The organism is Hydrococcus rivularis NIES-593, assembly GCF_001904635.1.
Taxonomy (GTDB): domain Bacteria; phylum Cyanobacteriota; class Cyanobacteriia; order Cyanobacteriales; family Microcystaceae; genus Hydrococcus; species Hydrococcus rivularis.
The window spans coordinates 147,355-167,277 of record NZ_MRCB01000006.1 but is presented as its reverse complement, the minus strand read 5'-3'; the positions used below and the strand labels follow the sequence as shown (position 1 = coordinate 167,277).

General features: G+C 43.8%; 15 protein-coding genes and 2 tRNA genes. 10 read left to right on the top strand and 7 right to left on the bottom strand.

Going from position 1 to position 19,923, the window contains the following annotated elements; all coding sequences use genetic code 11:
• Positions 1–13 precede the first annotated feature (13 nt).
• A tRNA-Ser gene (locus NIES593_RS07745) sits at positions 14–98 on the top strand.
• Positions 99–102: 4 nt separating this feature from the next.
• Here the strand turns inward: NIES593_RS07745 and NIES593_RS07740 are convergent.
• A complete protein-coding gene (locus NIES593_RS07740) occupies positions 103–594 on the bottom strand; it encodes an ureidoglycolate lyase (RefSeq protein WP_073599026.1) in 492 nt (163 codons plus the stop codon).
• Positions 595–829: 235 nt separating this feature from the next.
• On the opposite strand from NIES593_RS07740, the gene NIES593_RS07735 reads away from it, so the two are divergent.
• Positions 830–1,603, top strand: a complete 774-nt coding sequence (locus NIES593_RS07735; protein WP_073599025.1) for a class II glutamine amidotransferase — start codon at positions 830–832, stop codon at positions 1,601–1,603.
• A gap of 33 nt (positions 1,604–1,636) precedes the next feature.
• Positions 1,637–1,708, top strand: a tRNA-Lys gene (locus tag NIES593_RS07730).
• A gap of 80 nt (positions 1,709–1,788) precedes the next feature.
• Here NIES593_RS07730 and NIES593_RS07725 read toward each other — a convergent pair.
• Positions 1,789–3,813, bottom strand: a complete 2,025-nt coding sequence (locus tag NIES593_RS07725; protein WP_073599024.1) for a cation:proton antiporter domain-containing protein — start codon at positions 3,811–3,813, stop codon at positions 1,789–1,791.
• 217 nt (positions 3,814–4,030) lie between these two features.
• Here NIES593_RS07725 and NIES593_RS07720 point away from each other — a divergent pair, with 217 nt between their 5' ends.
• Positions 4,031–5,554, top strand: a complete 1,524-nt coding sequence (locus NIES593_RS07720; RefSeq protein ID WP_073599023.1) for a thymidylate synthase — start codon at positions 4,031–4,033, stop codon at positions 5,552–5,554.
• A 627-nt stretch (positions 5,555–6,181) separates the two neighbouring features.
• Here NIES593_RS07720 and dcd read toward each other — a convergent pair.
• From dcd to NIES593_RS07705, 3 genes are all read right to left on the bottom strand, one after another.
• On the bottom strand, positions 6,182–6,763 hold the full coding sequence (gene dcd, locus NIES593_RS07715; RefSeq protein WP_073599022.1) for a dCTP deaminase: 582 nt from the start codon (positions 6,761–6,763) through the stop codon (positions 6,182–6,184).
• Between the two features lie 66 nt (positions 6,764–6,829).
• Positions 6,830–8,218 carry a rhomboid family intramembrane serine protease gene (locus NIES593_RS07710; RefSeq protein WP_245817355.1) on the bottom strand — a complete coding sequence of 463 codons (1,389 nt, stop codon included), beginning with the start codon at positions 8,216–8,218 and terminating at the stop codon, positions 6,830–6,832.
• 241 nt (positions 8,219–8,459) lie between these two features.
• Complete coding sequence (locus NIES593_RS07705; RefSeq protein WP_073599020.1) at positions 8,460–10,097, bottom strand: DUF655 domain-containing protein; 1,638 nt, start codon at positions 10,095–10,097, stop codon at positions 8,460–8,462.
• Positions 10,098–10,303: 206 nt separating this feature from the next.
• Here NIES593_RS07705 and NIES593_RS07700 point away from each other — a divergent pair, with 206 nt between their 5' ends.
• The 3 genes from NIES593_RS07700 to NIES593_RS07690 all read left to right on the top strand — a co-directional run bounded on the left by NIES593_RS07700 (position 10,304) and on the right by NIES593_RS07690 (position 14,632).
• Positions 10,304–12,361, top strand: coding sequence for a thioredoxin domain-containing protein (locus NIES593_RS07700; RefSeq protein WP_073599019.1), 2,058 nt, complete (start codon positions 10,304–10,306; stop codon positions 12,359–12,361).
• Between the two features lie 310 nt (positions 12,362–12,671).
• Complete coding sequence (locus NIES593_RS07695) at positions 12,672–13,268, top strand: TRAP transporter small permease subunit (RefSeq protein ID WP_073599049.1); 597 nt, start codon at positions 12,672–12,674, stop codon at positions 13,266–13,268.
• A 26-nt stretch (positions 13,269–13,294) separates the two neighbouring features.
• Positions 13,295–14,632 carry a TRAP transporter large permease gene (locus NIES593_RS07690; protein ID WP_073599018.1) on the top strand — a complete coding sequence of 446 codons (1,338 nt, stop codon included), beginning with the start codon at positions 13,295–13,297 and terminating at the stop codon, positions 14,630–14,632.
• Positions 14,633–14,710: 78 nt separating this feature from the next.
• Here NIES593_RS07690 and NIES593_RS24815 read toward each other — a convergent pair whose 3' ends face one another.
• Positions 14,711–15,964, bottom strand: coding sequence for a S66 peptidase family protein (locus NIES593_RS24815; protein WP_245817353.1), 1,254 nt, complete (start codon positions 15,962–15,964; stop codon positions 14,711–14,713).
• 46 nt (positions 15,965–16,010) lie between these two features.
• A complete protein-coding gene (locus NIES593_RS07675; protein WP_073599017.1) occupies positions 16,011–16,850 on the bottom strand; it encodes a hypothetical protein in 840 nt (279 codons plus the stop codon).
• Between the two features lie 369 nt (positions 16,851–17,219).
• Between NIES593_RS07675 and NIES593_RS07670 the strand changes: the two genes are divergently transcribed.
• Genes NIES593_RS07670 through NIES593_RS07660 form a run of 3 tightly spaced genes read left to right on the top strand, consistent with a single transcriptional unit; the run spans position 17,220 to position 19,910 of the window.
• A complete protein-coding gene (locus NIES593_RS07670; protein ID WP_175561069.1) occupies positions 17,220–18,656 on the top strand; it encodes a circularly permuted type 2 ATP-grasp protein in 1,437 nt (478 codons plus the stop codon).
• Between the two features lie 40 nt (positions 18,657–18,696).
• A complete protein-coding gene (locus NIES593_RS07665; RefSeq protein ID WP_073599015.1) occupies positions 18,697–18,939 on the top strand; it encodes a four helix bundle protein in 243 nt (80 codons plus the stop codon).
• Positions 18,933–19,910: an alpha-E domain-containing protein gene (locus NIES593_RS07660; RefSeq protein ID WP_073599014.1), complete on the top strand. Its 978-nt coding sequence runs from the start codon at positions 18,933–18,935 to the stop codon at positions 19,908–19,910. Before NIES593_RS07665 ends, NIES593_RS07660 begins: the two co-directional genes overlap by 7 nt.
• Positions 19,911–19,923 lie beyond the last annotated feature (13 nt).

Sequence of the window (19,923 nt, the reverse complement as noted above, 5' to 3'; positions counted from 1 at the left end):
AGCTCCAATAATTGGAGAGGTGGCAGAGTGGTCGATCGCGGCGCACTCGAAATGCGTTTTAGGGAAACCTAACGGGGGTTCGAATCCCCCCCTCTCCGTTTTTTAAACAATTTCAAACTCTAGGTTGTGACTTTTGAGAAAACTATGAGTGAAACGATCGACGATGTTGGTATCGCTCAATTCTAGGTTATAGAAATCGACCACATCATGCTCGAAATAGGGTCCCGCGTGCCAAGTTCCCACTTCTAACTTAATAAAACAATTCCCCGGAATCCGAAAAGCCGCCAGTTTTTCTAAATCGGGTTCGTTCGCTTCCGAAGGAGGGGCAACGGCAATAAACCAATCTTTTCCTTCTAGAGATCCCAAACACTGGGTACATTGGCTGTGACGAGTGATTTTATGGAACTTGCGACCTCGTTTGTGCAAGCACATGATATAAAAACGGGGAATTCCATTTTGCAAATTGAGTTGAGCATCGCTTTCATCGTAAGGTTTGCCATCTTCTGAGGGAGTAATGACTTGTCCGTAGGGCTGAAAGCGTTCTGGAGTAATCCATTCGGCACGAAGTTGCTTGAGGAGCGCTGGTTTACCCATGAGAAATTTCGCTTTAAAGCTTGCAGAATAATTTTTGTTTCGATCTTAGCGCTTTAATTCAATATGAAATGACGAACTTCTGGCGGCGATCGCGAGAAGGCAATAGACTCAAGAATTGTCGGGAAAACCGTTCGTACTGCTAGCACGAAATTGATGAAGGGATTGGGCTGTCTAGCGACAGCTTCAGGGCTAGATTTGTAGAATTTAATAGGTTTTGTTGTAGTCTAGATCCTCTATGTGCCAATTACTGGGAATGAACTGTAATGTTCCAACAGACATTTGCTTTTCCTTTGAGGGGTTTGCGACTAGGGGAGGAAAGACAGACGAGCATCGCGACGGTTGGGGCATTGCTTTTTTTGAAGGAAAGGGATGTCGGCTTTTTTTAGATTCCAAACCTTCGATCGCATCTCCTATAGCAGAGTTAGTACGATGCTATCCCATCCGCTCTACCCATGTCATCGCTCATATTCGCAAAGCGACTCAAGGGAAAATTTTGCTCGAAAACTGCCATCCTTTCCGACGGCAACTGTGGGGACAGTATTGGGTATTTGCTCATAACGGAGATTTACCTGCATTTGCGCCTCAAGGGATGGAATTCTATCGCCCTGTAGGCGACACCGATAGCGAAAAAGCTTTCTGCCTAATTCTAGAAACCTTGCGACAAAACTTTCCCAAGGAAAAGCCTTCCTTAGAAGGAATTTACCCGCTGCTCAAGGACATTACCAACAGCATCGCAGAAAAAGGCGTATTTAACTATCTGCTTTCGGATGGAGAATACTTTTTTGCCCACTGTTCGACCCAGCTTAGCTACATTGTACGTCAAGCTCCTTTCGCGGCTGCCCATTTAATCGACCAAGACGTAACAGTGGACTTTCGCCAGTTGACTAAACCCAGCGATCGCGTTGCCATTATCGCCACCACTCCTCTGACGGATAACGAACTGTGGACTCCGATTCAACCGGGAGATTTGTTAGCTTTTCAAGATGGCTTACCTCTGAAGCTAGGGTGAAAAATGAACCCTGGCTTGTTATGATAAAGATCTGGGTGACTAGCTCAATGGTAGAGCATCGGACTCTTAATCCGCTGGTTCAGGGTTCGAGTCCCTGGTCACCCATATAAGCGAAAATTCTAAGATCGCTTAAATCTGAGCCGAGCAAGGGCTTTGCGCGGGCGATCGCAAGGGATCGCAGTCTGTTACTTACCAGAAGTAGGAAAATGAGCGATAATCATCGAAGTTTTCCCGTGAGAGCGAGCGATCGCTTCTGATTCTCTTCCCAAAGCGGGTTGCCCTATGCCATGGGTACTGGCGATGAAAACTAACAGATCGTTGGCCTTTAGTACCTGCGAAACCGTATCGACTAAATCACCTCGCACTCTGTGTACCGAAATTTCCTCGTTTAGTTTGAGCTGGGGCAGTCCGGCACGATGATGCATGAGAACAACTTGCAACTTGGCTTTGAGTTCTTCTGCTAAAGTACGCGCTAGGGTTAGTGTTTGACGAAAGATCGCTGAATTACTCATTAACTCGTTGGCGACTAATAGGACTCGCTGGGTATTTTCGATGGGTTCGCTTAAGCGAGTAATCAAAACGGGTACGGTTGCCATGCGTACCACATTGTCGATAACGCTGCCAAAAAAATTCTCCGTGTAGGTTGAGTAGCCTTTCCAGCCGCAGATCGTTAGGCTAGCATCGCGTTCTGCCGCCGTTCTGAGAATGCCGCGATCGAGCGAATCGTCAATTCGACCGATGGATTCAACATTCACTACAGCCCCATGGGCAATTGTTTCTGCCGCTTCGAGTAGCTGTTTTTGTCTGGTTTTAGCGGAATCTGCGATCGCGCCACCTGTATCTAACAAAACGTGTAACGGTAGAAGCGTTCCCTTGGCCCTTTTGGCAAGAATGATTGCTAGTTGCAGTAGATTATCTTCTGTATTAGGGTTGGCAACGGGAACTAAAATGCGCTTGCCCAAAGCTTCTTTTTCGAGTTTAATCGCCCCTTCAGCAGCAGGTTGAATTCGGCTTCCCCAGCGATCGACAAACCAAGGAGAGAGAACGCAACTCACCAGAATCATGGCGATAATACCATTAACGGTTAGCTCGTCAACTAGCTTGATATTAAAAGCAACGGTAATGGCGGCTAGGGTGGAAGCCGCTTGAGCAACAGAAAGCCCAAACATCACCATTACGTGTGGAAATTGCCATCCGAAAACTTTGCCAGATCCCCAAGCGGCTAGAAATTTGCTGAGAAATTCCGCGCCAATCATGACGGCAGCCACTAGCAGAGAGCGAGGTTGTTTGACCAGAATGAGCGGATCGACTAACATTCCCACAGAAATGAGAAAAAATGGGATAAACAAGGTATTTCCCACAAATTGAATCCGGTTCATGAGCGGACTCAGGGGGGGGATCAGTTGGGAAATCGCTACCCCGGCAAGGAATGCGCCGACAATTGGTTCGATCTCGATTAAACCCGCCAGGTAAGAGATGACAAACAACGCTGCTAACACGAAGATGAACTCTGCCGCTTCATCGTGCCCGAATCGTCGAAAAAACCAGCGACCCAATTTGGGAACGCCCCAGAGAGTGACAAAAGTATAAATAGCCAAAGAGGGAATTAAAAATAGCCAGAATTGGAACGTTAAATTTCCCTGTTGAGCTTTTACCACGATCGCCAGGACTAACAATGCGAGAATGTTAGTAATCAACGTTCCTCCTAGGGTAGCGGTAACTGCTTGCGTTCGCATGATGCCTAACTTGGAAAGAACGGGTAAGGCAAGCAGGGTGTGCGAGGCAAAACAAGAGGCAACCAACACCGATGCCAGGACGCTGTATCCCAAAGACAACATGACTAAGGTACCTAGAGTCATGGGAATGGCAAAGGTTGCTAAACCAAAGATAATGGCTTTGTCAGCATTGCGCTTGAGATCGTCGAGGCTGGTTTCCAGTCCGCCTAAAAACATCAGAAACAGCAGTCCAACCGTACCCAACAGCACGATCGCGCTATCCCGCGCTAAAATGCCCAAACCATAGGGACCGACGACTACTCCTGCCAAAATCAGTCCGATAATCCCCGGCATTCGCAGTCGTTGAAAAAAGAGAGGGGCGACGAGGATAATTGTCAGAAATACCAGAAAGATAGCGACGGGATCTTGGATCGGTTTGAACGCCTGCGCCAGGATGGGGACAAAGATTAAATTGGCTGGCAAAAGATCGTACACAACGTTCTCCTAGTATCGTTGTCGTTTTTGTATGGGTTAGGAAGAGACGATTCTACCCTGAAGTTAATTTTTATTACAAGTTAGACGGGGATCGATCTACATAAGGACAGATCTTTGCCGATTATTTGCGGTTATTAATTAAAGCTCGACAATTAACTTTTTATAAAATAGATCTTTTATATTATAATAATAAAATGGCAATTTTTATCAAATTGTTATGATCGTAGAAAAACAAACTTCTACAGTATTTAACTATATACCTTGTGAACAATTTAACCAGTTAATTTGTGGTTATGGACAAACGGCAGTGATTACCGGATGGACGGTAAGACAATCTGTGGCAAAGCATTTAACCCCCGAAGAATTTGCTGTCGTAGGCAATCTTTATTCAGCGACCAGGGGGATTAGCCCATTAATTCGGAATTTGCTAAAAAATCCTCATGTACGATTTTTAGTGATTCTTAATGCAACAAAAGAAGATAAAAATTCAGGGAGTTGCGAATGTTTATTAGACTTTTTTCGTCAGGGATTTACAAAAGGCAAAAGCGATACTGGAAGAGAATGTTGGGTCATTAATTCAAAAATAAGAGGTTACATTGATATCGAAATCCCTGACTCAATATTAGAAAAATTACGTCAATCTTTACAATGGGAAGAAGCAAAATCTATTGCCCAAGCTGTTAATTTTGTTAAGTCATATGCCTCCAGGTCGCCAGTCGAACCTTGGGGAGATCCCTTAGATAATTTTCCGAAAGTAGAAATTCGTCCTACCATTTTACCCGGATACAGATACGGACATCGTATAGAAGGAGAAACGATAGCAGAAACTTGGGTCAAAATTTTACATCGAATTAAAACAATTGGAACGATTCGACCTTCTCAATATGGGCAATGGCAAGAGTTAATCGATCTAGTTGCAATCGTCACGAAAGAACCTACCGATCTTTATTTCCCAAACCCTAATTATCTCCCTGTCGAACGAGAGTTTATTGGAGATTATCGTTCGCAAATGTTAGATGATGCTCCTATTCGGGAAGGTGTTAAATATACTTATGGTCAGCGTTTGCGATCGTGGTTTGGACGCGATCAAATTGAGCAAGCTATTGAGAAATTAGTAACAGAAAAGGACTCTTCTAGAGCAGTAATGTCTCTCTGGGATGTGCAAGATTATGAAAATAATGACAGTCCGCCATGTCTCAATCACATCTGGTTGAGAATTGTCGATGACGAACTCTCTTTAACTGCTACTTTTCGTAGTAATGATATGTTTTCAGCTTGGGTTGCTAATGCAATGGGATTAAGAGCATTACAACAATATATTCAAGAAAAAATTAATCATAAAACTGACTATAGCTTAAAAATTGGACCGCTAATTACTGTTAGTCAAAGCGCTCATATTTATGATGACTGTTGGGAGTATGCCGATCGCATCATTCAAACTGAATATCCTAAAATTTGCTCCTCAAGAAATTTTGACGATCCCAGCGGTAGTTTTGTTATTAATATTAAAGATCGAGAAATTATTGTAGAACATCTCACTCCTGGTTCTGGCGAAGTTGTTAACTGTTACTCTGGCAAAATTGCACGCTCTATCTATCAACAAATTGCCGCCGATTGCCCCAGTCTTCAAGTCGAACACGCGATGTATTTAGGGACAGAATTACAAAAAGCCGAGATAGCGCTATCTTCACCTCAAAGCTTAGTTTATACCCAAGATCGACCGTTAAAAGTTCAAAATTAATCGTAAATGATTTGTGAATTATTTACAGGTTGTCCCAAAAGTATAAAATGTTTCGCTTCGCTACCGCTACGCTCAACATTTTATACCAATTCACAATTCACAATTCACAATTCACAATTTGCAACAATCGGTTCGCAATTAGTCAGCCGTTCTGTGTGTGGCGAGTTTTTGACAATAACTGTAGGGAAGTAAGGCATCAAGTAAAAATAATACCAATTTTCATGTTTCCACGATATACATTCTTCTCCCCTCTCCCTATTTGGGAGAGGGGTTGGGGGTGAGGGCGATCGACTATCTCTGTCATTAATAAATGAAAAATGATATAAGTAGTGCGAGCGAGACGCTCGCGCTTCTCATGATGCCCGCACTACGAATTCGAAATTGTTCAACTTATTATTGCAAAACTTCTAAGGGCGCGTTTTTAGATAAACCCGCTTTTACTTCTCAATTCAAAATCCGCCGTTCTCCTTGAAGAGGTTCAAGGAGCGTGCGGCGGCTTCGCCAAAATGGGATTAGTATACCAACTCCCATCCTAGATTCTTCGTTACGTTTTACTGCACTGGAAATGACAAAATGGACTTTTCAGGCGTCCTCTTATTGCGATCGACTACGAATGCAAATCAAAAGTTAAACCCTTGAAAATATAACTTGTTCGGGTTGATCTTGATATTTACCTTGACGAGTTTCATAACTAACAGAACAAGGTTCTCCCTCAAAGAAAATCAATTGCACGACCCCTTCATTGGCATAAATGCGACAATCGGCACTAGAAGAATTAGAAAATTCTAAAGTTAAATGTCCCCTCCAACCTGCTTCGGCAGGGGTTAAATTAGCAATTAAACCGACGCGAGCATAAGATGATTTCCCAATACAAAGAACTGTAATATTTTCAGGAATATCTAATCTTTCTAATGCAACTCCAAGTCCATAGGAGTGAGCGGGTAAAATAAAATATTTTCCGTTAGCATCAGTATGAAGTTTTGTCGGTTCTAAATTGTCAGGGTTAAAGTTTTTTGGATCGACAACCGTACCGGGAATATGTCTAAAAATCCGAAATTCCGAGGGTGATAGTCTAATGTCATAGCCATAGCTACTCAACCCATAAGAAATAACTGGTAAATTCTCAAAGCGACGAATTAATTTAGGCTCAAAAGGAGTTATCATTCCTTGTTGTGCCATTTTGGCAATCCAAATATCGTTCTTGATCACTTGTTCGAACTCAGTTTTCTAAATAAGTCCATAGACTATTATCTCATATCGAACCCAGTTTATAAATTACTTAATTAAGAATATCGAACCGACAGTGAAACCTGTAACTAATCCTAAAATATGACTTAAAAAGCTTATTTCTGGAGTTGTAAAATCAAATAAAAATTGGATAGCAACAACCAAAAGAACAAAAGATAGACGCTTGGAAGCAATTCGAGACTTTTCCTTCCACCAATCTCGTAGAAACATTGCCACAATAACTCCAACCAACCCCATAATTGCTGACGATGCACCGACTAAAAGTTGTTCTTTGTCTCCAAATTGTATAGTTAGGATAGAAAAAGCTAACATCGAAACTACACCACTAATTAAATAAGCGGTTAAATATCGACTGGAACCTATAGCAACTTCCACAAATCGACCTAAAAAATAAAGTCCTAGCATATTAATTGTTAAGTGTAGCCAACCAAAATGTAAAAAATTAGCACTTAATAGCCGCCACCACTCTCCCAACCATACTTTTTGAGGAATTAGAGCACCGAGATAATCTAATGTATCTGCATCTTCGCTACTTCCTAAAACGTTTGCAATCAAAAAAAAGATAAAGTTTATTGTGATTAATCCATTAGTTACATAAAGTTTTTTAGACTTAAAATTTGTCATATTTTTATATTTTAATTCCTGTTCGATCTCCGTAACAATTTGATGGATTATGTCTCTAGCAATAGAATCCAATACTTGTGTTGGTTCTGCAAGGGAATGACCCAATCGCCATTCCACTGCGTTGCTTAGAATAAAATCATTACTCATGCGAAGACTCAACAATTGTTCGCGAGCAACTTCTGTTTTTCCAGCCACCATCTGTGCTGTCGCTAGCCAAAATATTTTAATATTTTCTGAATACCCATTTAAAGACCCATTGAATAATTGCTTTACTTGCGTTACTTGTCCGCAAAATGCTAGCGCCAACATGCGAGCGCGATCGCGCTGTACGTTATCTAGTTTTTCTAAGCTTTTTCTATACAATTTTATAGATTTGAGCAGACTATTTAAATCTCCCGTTTCTCCTAAAGTTCTTAGGTAGTAGATTAAAAGATTGGGTTCATTTAGTAAAACTTTTTTAGGAATTTGTTGCTGAAACCACAATAAACAATTTTTCCAATCAGATTTCATCCAGTAAATTAAAGCTTGAGTATGGCGGATCGAGCTAGGATTATTTTTGTGATAGCTATTAAATATTGTTATCGCTTCGCAAAAATCGCCTCGTTGAGCCAATTCTAATGCTAATAATAACTTAGGTCGCTCTTGCCAGCCATCGGCAGGATGCAACCATCGCAAATAAGAAGCAAGTTGACGCGCTTCTCTGTAGCGGTGCTGATGAGTCAATCGATTAACCTGGGAAAAACCAATACTGGGAATTAATAAAAAAAATATCCATAGAATGCCGCCAATCAAAGCAGCTAAATTAGAATTGAAGGACGAAATTAAGAGCGCGATTGCTAAAATTGTACTGCTAATAGTAATCCAGCCACGATTATTCCTAAAAGAAACGCTAGCAGCGCGAATGAGGAAGATCGGGCAAGAAGTGCAAATTATCCAAAGAAATAAGCGAGCGATATCCATTTAAAAATTACCCCAATCTAACCTCTATTTTTACTATCTTTTAAAAACCATTCAATCGCTCTCAAGGAATATTTTACCAAGTAACTTTACCTTCTAATTTTTGAAGTTTACTCGAACTGATTCCTGAGACTCTCTTTAAATCTTCCAGAGAAGTAAACGGTTGCTGTTGACGAGCTTCAACAATTCGTTGCGCTAATTTAGATCCAATGCCTGGTAGTGTTTCTAATTCTTCTGGGCTGGCAATATTTATATTTATTAATTTATTGGTATTAGATAGAGAGGAAATAGTTTCTGCTGAAGAACATTTGTTTTTTTCTGCTTGAATTTTTTGTTGGAGTGTTACGGGAATTCCTAAAATTGCCCTACCATACAACTGCTCAAACTCTCTAATAAAATGAGCTGCAACCTGAGAACTTTCAACAACTAATAAAGTCTCGTCATTATAATAGTTAGCGGCTGCCGACCAATTGTGAGATCCTGTAATAACAATATTTCTATCTACAATACCAAATTTGTGATGAAGCTTATCGCCTTGAGGCATTTGAGGAATACCTACCGTAGCGATGGGAACTCGCCAAGGACGATTATTTTCTTCATATTGACATTTTTCGCTCAAAGCAACGCCCAGCATATCTAAACCTTCACTATAATTGCGAAAAGCAAATTCTGGTTCGATCAATGCTTTTATTTTCACGCCTTGATGATGTAAAGTCTCAAGGAGATCCGCTAACTTTTGTTCGCTAAAAACAAATAAAGCTAACTCGATTGAATTAGTGGCTGTCCTCAGAGTGCTGCCAATTAACCCATTACTGGTATAGTTCCAAGGAACCATTAATGAATCGGGAGAAAAGTGTACTGTAATCCTGCTATCACCGATCGCAATTTTTTTGGACTCTCGAATGGATTTTTTGATGCCGAATTTACTATCTAATTGATCCCCAGGACCATCTCCCCACATTAGGTTAAATTCTTCAGTAAAAATTTGTGCCAATTGAGGACTACTAATTTTCAGCAAATTATTAGCATTTCCCCTAGTTTCTGGATAGCTAAAATCTCCATGAATATCGCTAATAGTATAGTTAGCTGAGCCTACTAATACAGTATTACCGTCAATAATAGTAAATTTGTGGTGCATTAGACCGCTACCAGCGGAACCATCTGCCGTATCGTCGATAATGGGAATGCCAGCATTACGCAGAATAATTAATGCATCGCCTTCATTAACCTCTTGAGAACTGAGTTTTCCGTCTTTATTTTTATCGGTAAAAGCCAAAAATTCATTATAGCGATCGCGCTCTCTTTTTGTAAGTTTATTAATCTCCGTTTCTGTCAGTTCGCTGAGTGGACGATTATAAATATTCTCTAAAATTACTCTAACTTTAACTCCTGCTTGATGGCGTTCTGCCAATGCTTGAGCGATTTTCGGTAAGCGAAATTCTTGCACGGCAACATCAATACTAGAGTTCGCTGAGTTAATCCCATCAATAATAATTTGTTCTAAATTATCCCCAAAGCGAGTAATGTTGCGATAGGGATCGGTATAGTTGGCTCCTTTGGCTTGATTGTGGTTAAAGTAAACTTGAATGTAAGGATTTTGAGCCAATGGTTGAGGACGTTGGCTTTCTGGGTTTCTTTGACAAGAAATTAGAAAAAATAAACTTACAAAAAAGATGGAAATATGATATTTTTTAAGAAAAAAAGATTGTTTCATGCAAAAAATCGAGAATCAAAGCTTCATAAAATGCAATCTAGATTTTTGATATAGATTAATTTTAGACTCAAAGAGCAAACGATTAATCGCATCAGACATGACTAGATGAAAAAAGCAGGATTTTAAAGATGCGATCGCCCAGAAAAATTCCCCTACGCTCTCCTCTCACGTTAGACTGACAGAAAGAGTGACGATTCTCAGTTGCCATGTCTAACCGTCTCGCATCCGCTCAAAGCCTCTACCTCCGCAAACACGCCGATAATCCCATCGACTGGTGGCCTTGGTGCGAAGAAGCCTTGGAAACCGCCAAGACGCAAGATAAACCGATATTTCTCTCAATTGGTTACTCTAGCTGTCACTGGTGTACGGTAATGGAAGGGGAAGCCTTCTCGGATAGCGCGATCGCAGAATATATGAACGCCAATTTCCTCCCCATCAAAGTAGACCGAGAAGAACGTCCCGACATCGATAGCATTTACATGCAGGCGTTACAGATGATGACGGGGCAAGGAGGTTGGCCCCTCAACATTTTCCTCACACCTGGAGATTTAGTTCCCTTCTACGGCGGAACCTACTTTCCTCTAGAACCTCGCTACGGTCGTCCCGGCTTTTTGCAAGTCCTGCAATCAATTCGCCGCTTCTATGACGTAGAAAAAGAAAAACTCGGTGCTCTTAAACAGGAAATTATAGGAGGTCTTAAACAGTCAACCATCCTACCCATATCGACATCCGACTCCCTGACCGAAGAACTGCTCTATCGAGGAGTCGAAACCAATACCGGAGTCATCAGCATTGGTGCTAGCGATTTCGGTCGTCCCAGCTTTCCCATGATTCCCTATGCGAGTTTAGCACTTCAGGGAAGTCGCTTCCAGTTTGAATCTCGCTACGACGGACGGCAATTATCCGCACGCAGAGGGGAGGACTTGGCATTGGGAGGAATTTACGACCACGTTGGCGGAGGATTTCATCGCTATACGGTAGACTCGACCTGGACGGTGCCGCACTTTGAAAAGATGCTCTACGACAACGGGCAAATTCTAGAGTATTTGTCCAATCTCTGGAGTGCGGGGATAAAAGAACCTGCCTTCGAGAGAGCGATCGCGGGTACGGTAGCATGGTTGAAGCGCGAAATGACGGCACCGGAAGGTTATTTCTATGCGGCGCAAGATGCCGATAGCTTCACCTCAGCTGAGGAGTCAGAACCAGAAGAAGGCGCGTTCTATGTTTGGCGTTACGACGAACTCGAAAAAATCTTGACGGCAGATGAATTAGAAGAATTAAAAGCCGCATTTACCATTACAGAAAAGGGAAACTTTGAAGGCAGTAACGTCCTGCAACGCAAGGAGTCAGGTAAACTGTCAGACAGCCTGGAAGCTATCTTAGATAAATTGTTTGAGGTGCGCTACGGCGCAAAATCGACCGAGATAGAAACGTTTGTGCCAGCGAGAAATAATCAGGAAGCGAAAACGAGCGACTGGAAAGGTCGCATTCCCGCCGTCACCGATACTAAGATGATTGCTGCCTGGAATAGTTTAACGATATCTGGGCTGGCAAGAGCTTATGCTGTATTTGGCGAACCGTCCTATTGGGAATTAGCGACCCGTGCGGCTAAATTTATTCTGGAACATCAGTGGGTTAAGGGACGCTTCCATCGCTTGAATTACGAAGGACAGGCAACGGTATTAGCACAGTCGGAAGATTACGCCTTTTTTATCAAAGCGCTTTTGGATTTACAAACCGCTTCGCCAACTGAGAGCTTTTGGTTAAAAAAAGCGGTTGAGGTACAGCAGGAGTTTGATGAATTCTTCTGGTCGCTGGAGATGGGAGGATATTTCAACACGGCGGCAGACGATAGCGGGGATTTGTTAGTGCGGGAACGCAGTTATATCGATAATGCAACTCCGGCAGCTAATGGCGTTGCGATCGCAAATCTAATTCGTATAGCTCTACTGACTGAAAATCTAGAATATCTCGATCGCGCCGAACAAGGCTTACAAGCTTTTAGCGCCGTTCTCCAACAGTCTCCCCAAGCTTGTCCTAGCTTGTTTGCAGCATTAGATTGGTATCTCCATGCAACTCTCGTTCGCACGAAAGAAGAACAGTTGCAAGCATTGATTTCTCAATATTTCCCCACCGTCGTCTATCGCATAGAGTCTGACTTACCGGAGAAGGCTGTTGGCATAATCTGTCGGGGATTATCTTGTCTTGAACCTGCTCAAAGTCAAGCACAGTTATTAGAGCAAATTCAGCAAGTTAGTGATTAGTGATTAGCAATTAGCGATTGTTAACTCATTTCTCGCTTTCACTGACGAGGGATGAAAGTGTCATTGGTTATATCAAATCTGTTTAATTAGTATGTAGTGCGTTCATCGTAGCGTGTCCGTTAGGACATACGTCCCGCTTGCCAATCATTTCTCCTCGCGACCAAGATGGTCGCACTAGTGGGTATTACGATCGTTCAACCGGATTTAAAATCGCAATACAAAATACAAATGACAAGTGACCAAGGACAAAGGACTAATTGTTTGATACGATGATCCTCAAAGCTTGCCGATTCAAGGGAGGTATCAAGTTTTGCATGCCTTACTGAGACTATCTAGCATTATAGATCGCGCCATCGAAAAAATTGGCGGGATTTTGAATTGGATCGTCATTCTCACCATCGCGGTTGGATTCTACAATGTGGTAGCCCGCTACATTGGGCGATTTATTGGGCTAAAACTGTCATCCAATGGTTTGATCGAGCTGCAATGGTATTTATTTTCGATAATTTTTTGTCTGGGGTTTGCTTACATCCTCAAGCATGGAGCCAACGTTCGCGTTGATTTCCTTTATGCAAATTGGAGCGAAAAACAGCGATCGCTCGTCGATTTTATCGGTACGATTCTATTTCTGATTCCCTTTTGCGCGATCGGGATTTGGGCAACATTCAACCCTATTTTATTATCGTGGGGGCTATTGCCCGACGGGACTTGGGGAACCTGGGAGGTATCCTCCGATGCCGATGGCTTGCCGCGAGCGCCCATTAAAACGATGATTCTGGTTGCTTTCCTATTGTTACTGCTACAAAGTATTTCCCAAGCGATCAAGTATTTTGCTATTTTGATGGGATACACGCAGGTGGCTCAGGTAGTGGAAGCTGAGACTGAGAAAAACTTACCGATCGAGTAAATCACTTTTTTTGGACGTAGATAATCATGGGCTTTGAATGGTTGGCGCTTGCCATGTTCGTCGGCTTCTTTTTGATGTTGATGAGCGGTTATCCAGTAGCCTTTTCGTTTGCCGGAACTGGCATTCTCTTCGGAGTAATTGGTTGGCTAGTTGGCGCTCCCGTCGATCCCAACCGACTTTTGCTATTGCCTAACGTCTGGTTTGGCACCATGTCCAACTTTACCCTGTTGGCGATCCCATTTTTCGTTTTTTTAGGCGCGGTATTAGAAAAGTCGGGGCTGGCTGAGGAGTTGCTAGAAACCATCGGCATTCTGCTCGGACCGCTGCGGGGTGGAGTGGCACTGGCAGTAATCCTCGTCGGTACGGTGCTGGCAGCTACGACTGGCGTAGTAGCCGCTACGGTAATCGTCATGGGGATGATCTCGCTGCCTGTCATGCTCCGCTATGGCTATGATAAACGATTGGCGGCAGGCGCGATCGTTGCATCAGGAACGCTAGCACAATTAATTCCACCAAGTTTGGTGCTGGTGGTATTGAGCGATCAACTCGGAATCTCGGTAGGCGATCTATTTCTGGGAGCCTTGATTCCCGGACTGATGCTGTCTGGCTCCTATGCGCTGTACGTGCTAGTTTTAGCCTTTCTCAAACCGAAGCTCGCCCCAGCCCTACCGCTTGAAACGCGGACTATTAGCGGTTCCGATCTGGTTTGGCGCACGATAAAAGCGGTGGTAACTCCCCTGGTGCTTATCTTAGCGGTGCTTGGTAGTATCTTTTTTGGCATCGCAACCCCCACCGAAGCTGGGGCGGTAGGCGCGGTAGGCGCTTGTATATTAGCTTCGGCGAATCGGCGATTGAACTGGAATTTGATTCGAGATGCCGCCCACGCCACTGCCGTCATCACGACTTTGGTGGTTATGATTCTGTTTGGCTCGTCATTGTTCAGCTTGGTTTTTGATAGCTTAGGCGGTAAAACCTTTGTCACCGACCTGCTAGTCAACCTACCTGGCGGCTATATCGCTTTCATGATTGTCAGCAATCTTGTTATTTTCTTGCTGGGCGTTTTCTTGGAATTTATTGAAATTTGTTTCATCGCCATACCGCTTCTCGTACCTGCTGCCCAGGCGTTGGGCATCGATTTAGTCTGGTTTGGCGTAGTGATAGCGATTAACTTACAGACGGCTTTTATCTCGCCGCCAGTTGGTTTCTCGTTGTTTTACTTGCAGAGCGTTGCTCCCAAAGAAGTCAGCACCCTTGAGATCCACAAAAGTGCGATTCCGTTTATGATTTTGCAGGTTATCGTGCTGATCGTTGTTATCACCTTTCCACAAACGGTTCGCTGGCTGGTTGATGCGTCGTTACAGTAGTTATACCAATTCGCAATTCGCAATTAACAATTAACAATTTGCATCGAGTATCTGTAGCGTTCTTTTTTAGAAATGGTATTATTGAGAGCTGTCGTTTTCCTCTTGAAACTCGTTGCTGTTGTCTAGAATATCTAACGTTCCTTGCTCTGCATCGAGACGTGCTATTCTTCCGACGGGTAAAGCAGCATTTACTCCATCGTGACCGAAAGGTAAATCGGAAACAATGGGAATCCCCAAATCTCCTAAGCGATCGCGCAATACTTCTTCTATACTCCAACTAGCACTTCCCATCGGCGGATCGCAGCGACTAAACCGCCCCAAAGCGATCCCTCTGACGCCCCTAAATGCGCCTGTCATTCGCCATTGCGTTAACATGCGATCGATGCGATAGGGCGCTTCTGCCACGTCTTCTAGGGCTAAGATCGCCCCATCGAATGAAGGTTGAACGAATGTCCCTAACAGATGGGTGGCGACGGTTAGATTGGCAGGCAGTAATATCCCCGTGGTTTTACCTTCTCCCCAACCTTTACCGATTAAAGGAGGGAGGGGACGACCTTCTAAACAGTCGAATAATCGTTGAATCGACCAATCGGGTTCGGAGGCAAGCGTCGTCAAAACGGAACCGTGAACGCCGCCAATCCCAATTGCGGCAAGACTCCAAAGTAAACCCGTCACATCGGAAAAGCCAACGATCCATTTTGGATTTTGGTCGCCGTTGTGCTGGAAGTGCAAGGTACTCCGCCTTCTGACGGCGGAGCCTGCTTGCACTTCGTCAATTCCAGCGGCGTGCGGCGACTGCGTTCCGCAGATTTTGGCGAAGCCGCCGCACGCTCCCGGAACCGCTTCCGGGAGAACGGCGGATTTTGGATTGGTGATTAGGGAATTTTCTCCCTTGTTCCCCCACTCCTCCTTGTCTCCGAGTCTCCCACTCTCCGAGTCTCCCACTCTCCCACTCCCCCCACTCCTGTACAGACGTTCCGCCGGAACGTCTTTACTTCCGACTTCCGAATTCCGACTTCCGACTTCCCATCTCCAATCTTCTAGCAATCTAGCACTGCCGTAACCGCCTCTGGCGCAGAGAATAGCTTTACATTCCGGATCTTGCCATGCTTGAGATAAGGCGTTTCTGCGTTGTGTATCCGTTCCCGCTAAGTAGCCGTAGCGGATGTTCCAGTTATTGCCTAATTCAACCCGATAGCCGCGCGATCGCCAAATTTCTACCCCTTTCTTAAAGGCTTCTAATTCTTTCAATGCGCCGCTAGTGGCGACTACCCTGACTAAATCTCCTGGTTTGAGAAATTGCGGTAATTGATAGGCAGCAATTTTTGTCATTTACCCTTAATTATAAGGCTTTTTAAAGCAATTAGCTCTAAGCACTTCAAAAACAATTCTTGGATGGGTTAAATGGTAAAGCGAACAGAAAAGATTTCCGCTCGGACTTTGACAAACCTGGCTCGATTTTGGCGCTTGAAAGTTGACAAAATGAAAATGGGCGTAAGGTTTTTTCTAATACAGATGCTTTCGACCTAGTCCCAAAATATTTATGACTGTAAGGCCACAAGAAAACATTAAAGGGACGACCTCCAAGTTTTTCCTTATATCTATAGGTGTCCTTGTCATACAAACTCAGCACGGCTTTTAGTTGGTCTGCCAGTTTCTCACAGCCAGTAAAGTTGTTAGATGTATAGCATTGAACATCGAGCTGATTACAACCCGTCTGCGGTACTAATGCCGCCTGGAATGGCTGAATGCTGCAAAAAATTGGTTGGCTGTATTGAAAACGGAGAGCGCGGAAATCTGCTAGGGTGTAATGAGCAAAAAAATGGTCGTCTACTTGAATCCCATCCCCATGACGTGCTTCATAAATCAGTTCTGGCACCGTTAGAGAACGATACTGAGGAGACTGAATCCAGACTATGGGTTTTAGTCCTTGCTGTCGTGCAATCTGGGCAGTCTGTTGCTGAACTGCATCGGGCACATTGCGAAAATCTAGAAAGACCACCTTGTAGTTTTGCCCTTGGATGTCAGCCATTACCTGAGCAAGCGTGTTAGTAGACGAGTGGAATCGAATCTGCGGTTGAGAGAGCCAGACTCCATTGGGGGCTGCCATTGCTAACTCGGAACCAAGCACTATTCCTATGGTCGTTCCACAAAGTTTTGCCAATATAGATTCAAAACTTCGGCGAGCGAAGCGGTTATTTTTAATAATTTTTGTCATCTCTAAAACCGAACAAAGATCTTTATTTTTTTTGAACAAGGCTATAATGATAGATTGCCCAACTTAAGTAGTTTTTTAACACGATTTGGCAAGTTATCGAGAATTAAGCTCTAAAAACGAACACTACGAGTGCCTACTGAAAATAACTCTTGATAGAAACTAACTTTACTAACTTTTTTATAAAGATAAAGTTGACTCTTTTCCGATTTTCTAAACTTTGTTGAAATTGTAGGATTAGCTACAATTACGAGAGAAAATTCGTTCAATTCTGTAATTAGCCGATTGATTGGCTAAACCCCTGCGAATCAGCAGCGAGCGCGATCGGTAATTAAAAACTTATCTTACGAGAGCTTCTTAGGAGGGGTGGCTGTGCTATTAGATAACTACGACCCAGAAAGCTTTTACGATGAATTATTCCTCGATGATGGAAAACCGCGATCTCACGCTGCATCATTAATAAATTGGATGCAAAATTTGTCTATCGCAGAATTGCAGCAACATCAGGAGACAGCGCAGATTTCTCTGTTCAATATGGGAGTTACCTTTAATGTCTATAGCGACGATCGCGGCGTAGAAAAAATATTTCCCTTCGACATTATCCCGCGAATTGTCTCTGCCCAAGACTGGGAATACCTAGAAACAGGACTCAAGCAGCGGATTAGGGCGCTAAACCTCTTCCTGGGAGACATATACGATCGACAACTCATCGTTAAAGATGGCAAAATTCCAGCTGATGTCATTTATTCTGCCAAAGGATTCCTCAAACCTTGCATGGGGATAAAACCGCCCGCGGGAGTTTGGTGTCACGTGACGGGAACGGATCTAGTGCGCGATCGCGACGGTCAGTGGTACGTTCTCGAAGACAACCTGCGCGTCCCCTCCGGCATTTCCTACGTACTGGAAAATCGTCGGGTCATGAAAAGCACCTTTCCCGAAATTTTCCAGACGATGGCAATTCAACCCGTCGATGACTATCCCAGTCATTTACTGGAAACCTTACTCAATCTAGCCCCGTCCCAACTGCCCGAACCCACCGTCGTCGTCCTGACCCCCGGTATCTACAACTCAGCCTATTTTGAACACTCCTTCCTAGCGCAACAGATGGGCGTGGAATTGGTAGAAGGTCGCGACCTCGTTGTCGTCGATGGCTATTTGCAGATGAAAACTACTAAAGGGCTGCGTCGCGTCGATGTCGTCTATCGTCGAGTAGACGACGACTTCATCGATCCGCAAGTCTTTCGTCCCGAATCCCTATTGGGCGTGCCGGGATTGGTCGAAGTCTACCGTCAAGGGCGCGTCGCCCTGGCAAATGCCCCCGGAACGGGCGTAGCAGACGATAAGGTAATCTATGCCTACGTTCCCGACATGATTCGCTACTATCTAGGAGAGCAACCGATCCTCTCCAACGTTCCGACTTACCTGTGTTGGCAAGACAAAGACCGAGAATTCGTCTTACAGAACTTAGATAAATTAGTCGTTAAAGCTGCCAACGAATCTGGCGGATACGGCATGTTAGTTGGGGTCAAATCCACGCAAGCAGAACGGGAAGAGTTCGCCCAACGCATTAAAGATTCTCCCCGCAACTACATCGCCCAACCCACCCTCAGCCTCTCGCGCGTTCCTACCCTCATCGAAGACCAAATCGAGGGAAGACACGTAGACTTGCGCCCTTACATTCTCCATCGCGGCGAAGAAATTCACGTCCATCCCGGCGGATTAACCCGCGTAGCCCTCAGAAAAGGTTCCTTAGTCGTCAACTCTTCCCAAGGCGGCGGCAGCAAGGACACTTGGGTATTGAGAAAGTAAAAAGGACAAAGGCAAAAAGGAAAGACAAGCGAGATGAATCATGAGGAAAAGTCAGAGTCAAGTAGATTTCATCCATAAGAATGCGATCGCATTGAAAGAAGCTCGTGAGACTGTCTATTGGTTAAGGTTGCTCGCAGCAACAGCAATTATACCTCCAGAAAAACTTGTAAGTCTTCAGGCAGAAGCCGAAGAATTAACACGCATTATTGGTGCAATTGTCGTTAATAGTAAAAATTCTGTTTTTGCCTTTTTCCTTTTAACTTTTTCCTTGTACATATGCTAAGTCGAGTTGCTGATTCTATTTACTGGCTAAATCGTTACATCGAACGGGCTGAAAATGTGGCTCGTTTTGTGGATGTCAATCTCAATTTAATGCTCGATGTCCCTTCGGGGATGATGACCCAGCAGTGGGAACCTTTGATAATGACGACAGGAGATTTACCACTCTTCAAAGAGCGTTATGGGGAACCAACGGCAGAAAATGTCATTCAGTTCCTCACCTTTGATGCGGATTATCCTAACTCAATTTTGTCTTGTGTCTGTATGGCGCGGGAAAACGCCCGTTCCATTCGAGAAATCATCTCCTCTGAAATGTGGGAAGAGGTAAATTCTTTTTACTACATGGTTAGGGAAGCCGCCCAAAAACAGCCGCAGACAACTTTGCCGAGTTTTTTTACTCAGGTAAAACTGTCTAGCCATCGCTTTGCAGGCGTGATGGATGCCACGATGACTCATAATGAAGGCTGGCATTTTGGGCATATCGGCAGATTGATAGAACGTGCCGATAAAACGGCAAGAATTCTGGACGTAAAATACTTTTATTTACTCCCTTCAGCACAGTGGGTAGGAACGCCGTTGGATCAAATTCAATGGATCGCTCTTTTAAAATCGGCAAGCGCCTATGAAATGTATCGCAAATGCGAACATCGGATTACGCCGAGTAACGTCGCTGAATTTTTGATTTTGAACCGTCAGTTTCCGCGAGCGATCGCGTTTTGTTTGGATCGAATGCAGCGATCGCTTCACGAAATCACAACTACTCCCAGGGGAACTTGGTGTAATGGGGCAGAACGTTCTTTAGGTCGATTGTGTTCTCAATTAGGTTATTTAACCATAGAGGATGTCATTGAGACCGGGTTACACGAATTTTTGGATCGCATGCAAATGGAAATCAATCGGATAGGAGACGAACTTGGCACCAACTTTTTCGGTCTTGAATCCCGTGCGCCAAGTCTGGTTAATAGCCAATCTTAAAAAGAAAAAAGGT

What these genes read in the sequence shown, in the direction of transcription:
- NIES593_RS07675 (WP_073599017.1), bottom strand. Translation starts at nt 16,850, where the DNA reads ATGACAAAAATTATTAAAAATAACCGCTTCGCTCGCCGAAGTTTTGAA.
- NIES593_RS07690 (WP_073599018.1), top strand. Translation starts at nt 13,295, where the DNA reads ATGGGCTTTGAATGGTTGGCGCTTGCCATGTTCGTCGGCTTCTTTTTG.
- NIES593_RS07735 (WP_073599025.1), top strand. Translation starts at nt 830, where the DNA reads ATGTGCCAATTACTGGGAATGAACTGTAATGTTCCAACAGACATTTGC.
- NIES593_RS07720 (WP_073599023.1), top strand. Translation starts at nt 4,031, where the DNA reads ATGATCGTAGAAAAACAAACTTCTACAGTATTTAACTATATACCTTGT.
- NIES593_RS07700 (WP_073599019.1), top strand. Translation starts at nt 10,304, where the DNA reads ATGTCTAACCGTCTCGCATCCGCTCAAAGCCTCTACCTCCGCAAACAC.
- NIES593_RS07665 (WP_073599015.1), top strand. Translation starts at nt 18,697, where the DNA reads ATGAGGAAAAGTCAGAGTCAAGTAGATTTCATCCATAAGAATGCGATC.
- NIES593_RS07660 (WP_073599014.1), top strand. Translation starts at nt 18,933, where the DNA reads ATGCTAAGTCGAGTTGCTGATTCTATTTACTGGCTAAATCGTTACATC.
- NIES593_RS24815 (WP_245817353.1), bottom strand. Translation starts at nt 15,964, where the DNA reads ATGACAAAAATTGCTGCCTATCAATTACCGCAATTTCTCAAACCAGGA.
- NIES593_RS07705 (WP_073599020.1), bottom strand. Translation starts at nt 10,097, where the DNA reads ATGAAACAATCTTTTTTTCTTAAAAAATATCATATTTCCATCTTTTTT.
- NIES593_RS07740 (WP_073599026.1), bottom strand. Translation starts at nt 594, where the DNA reads ATGGGTAAACCAGCGCTCCTCAAGCAACTTCGTGCCGAATGGATTACT.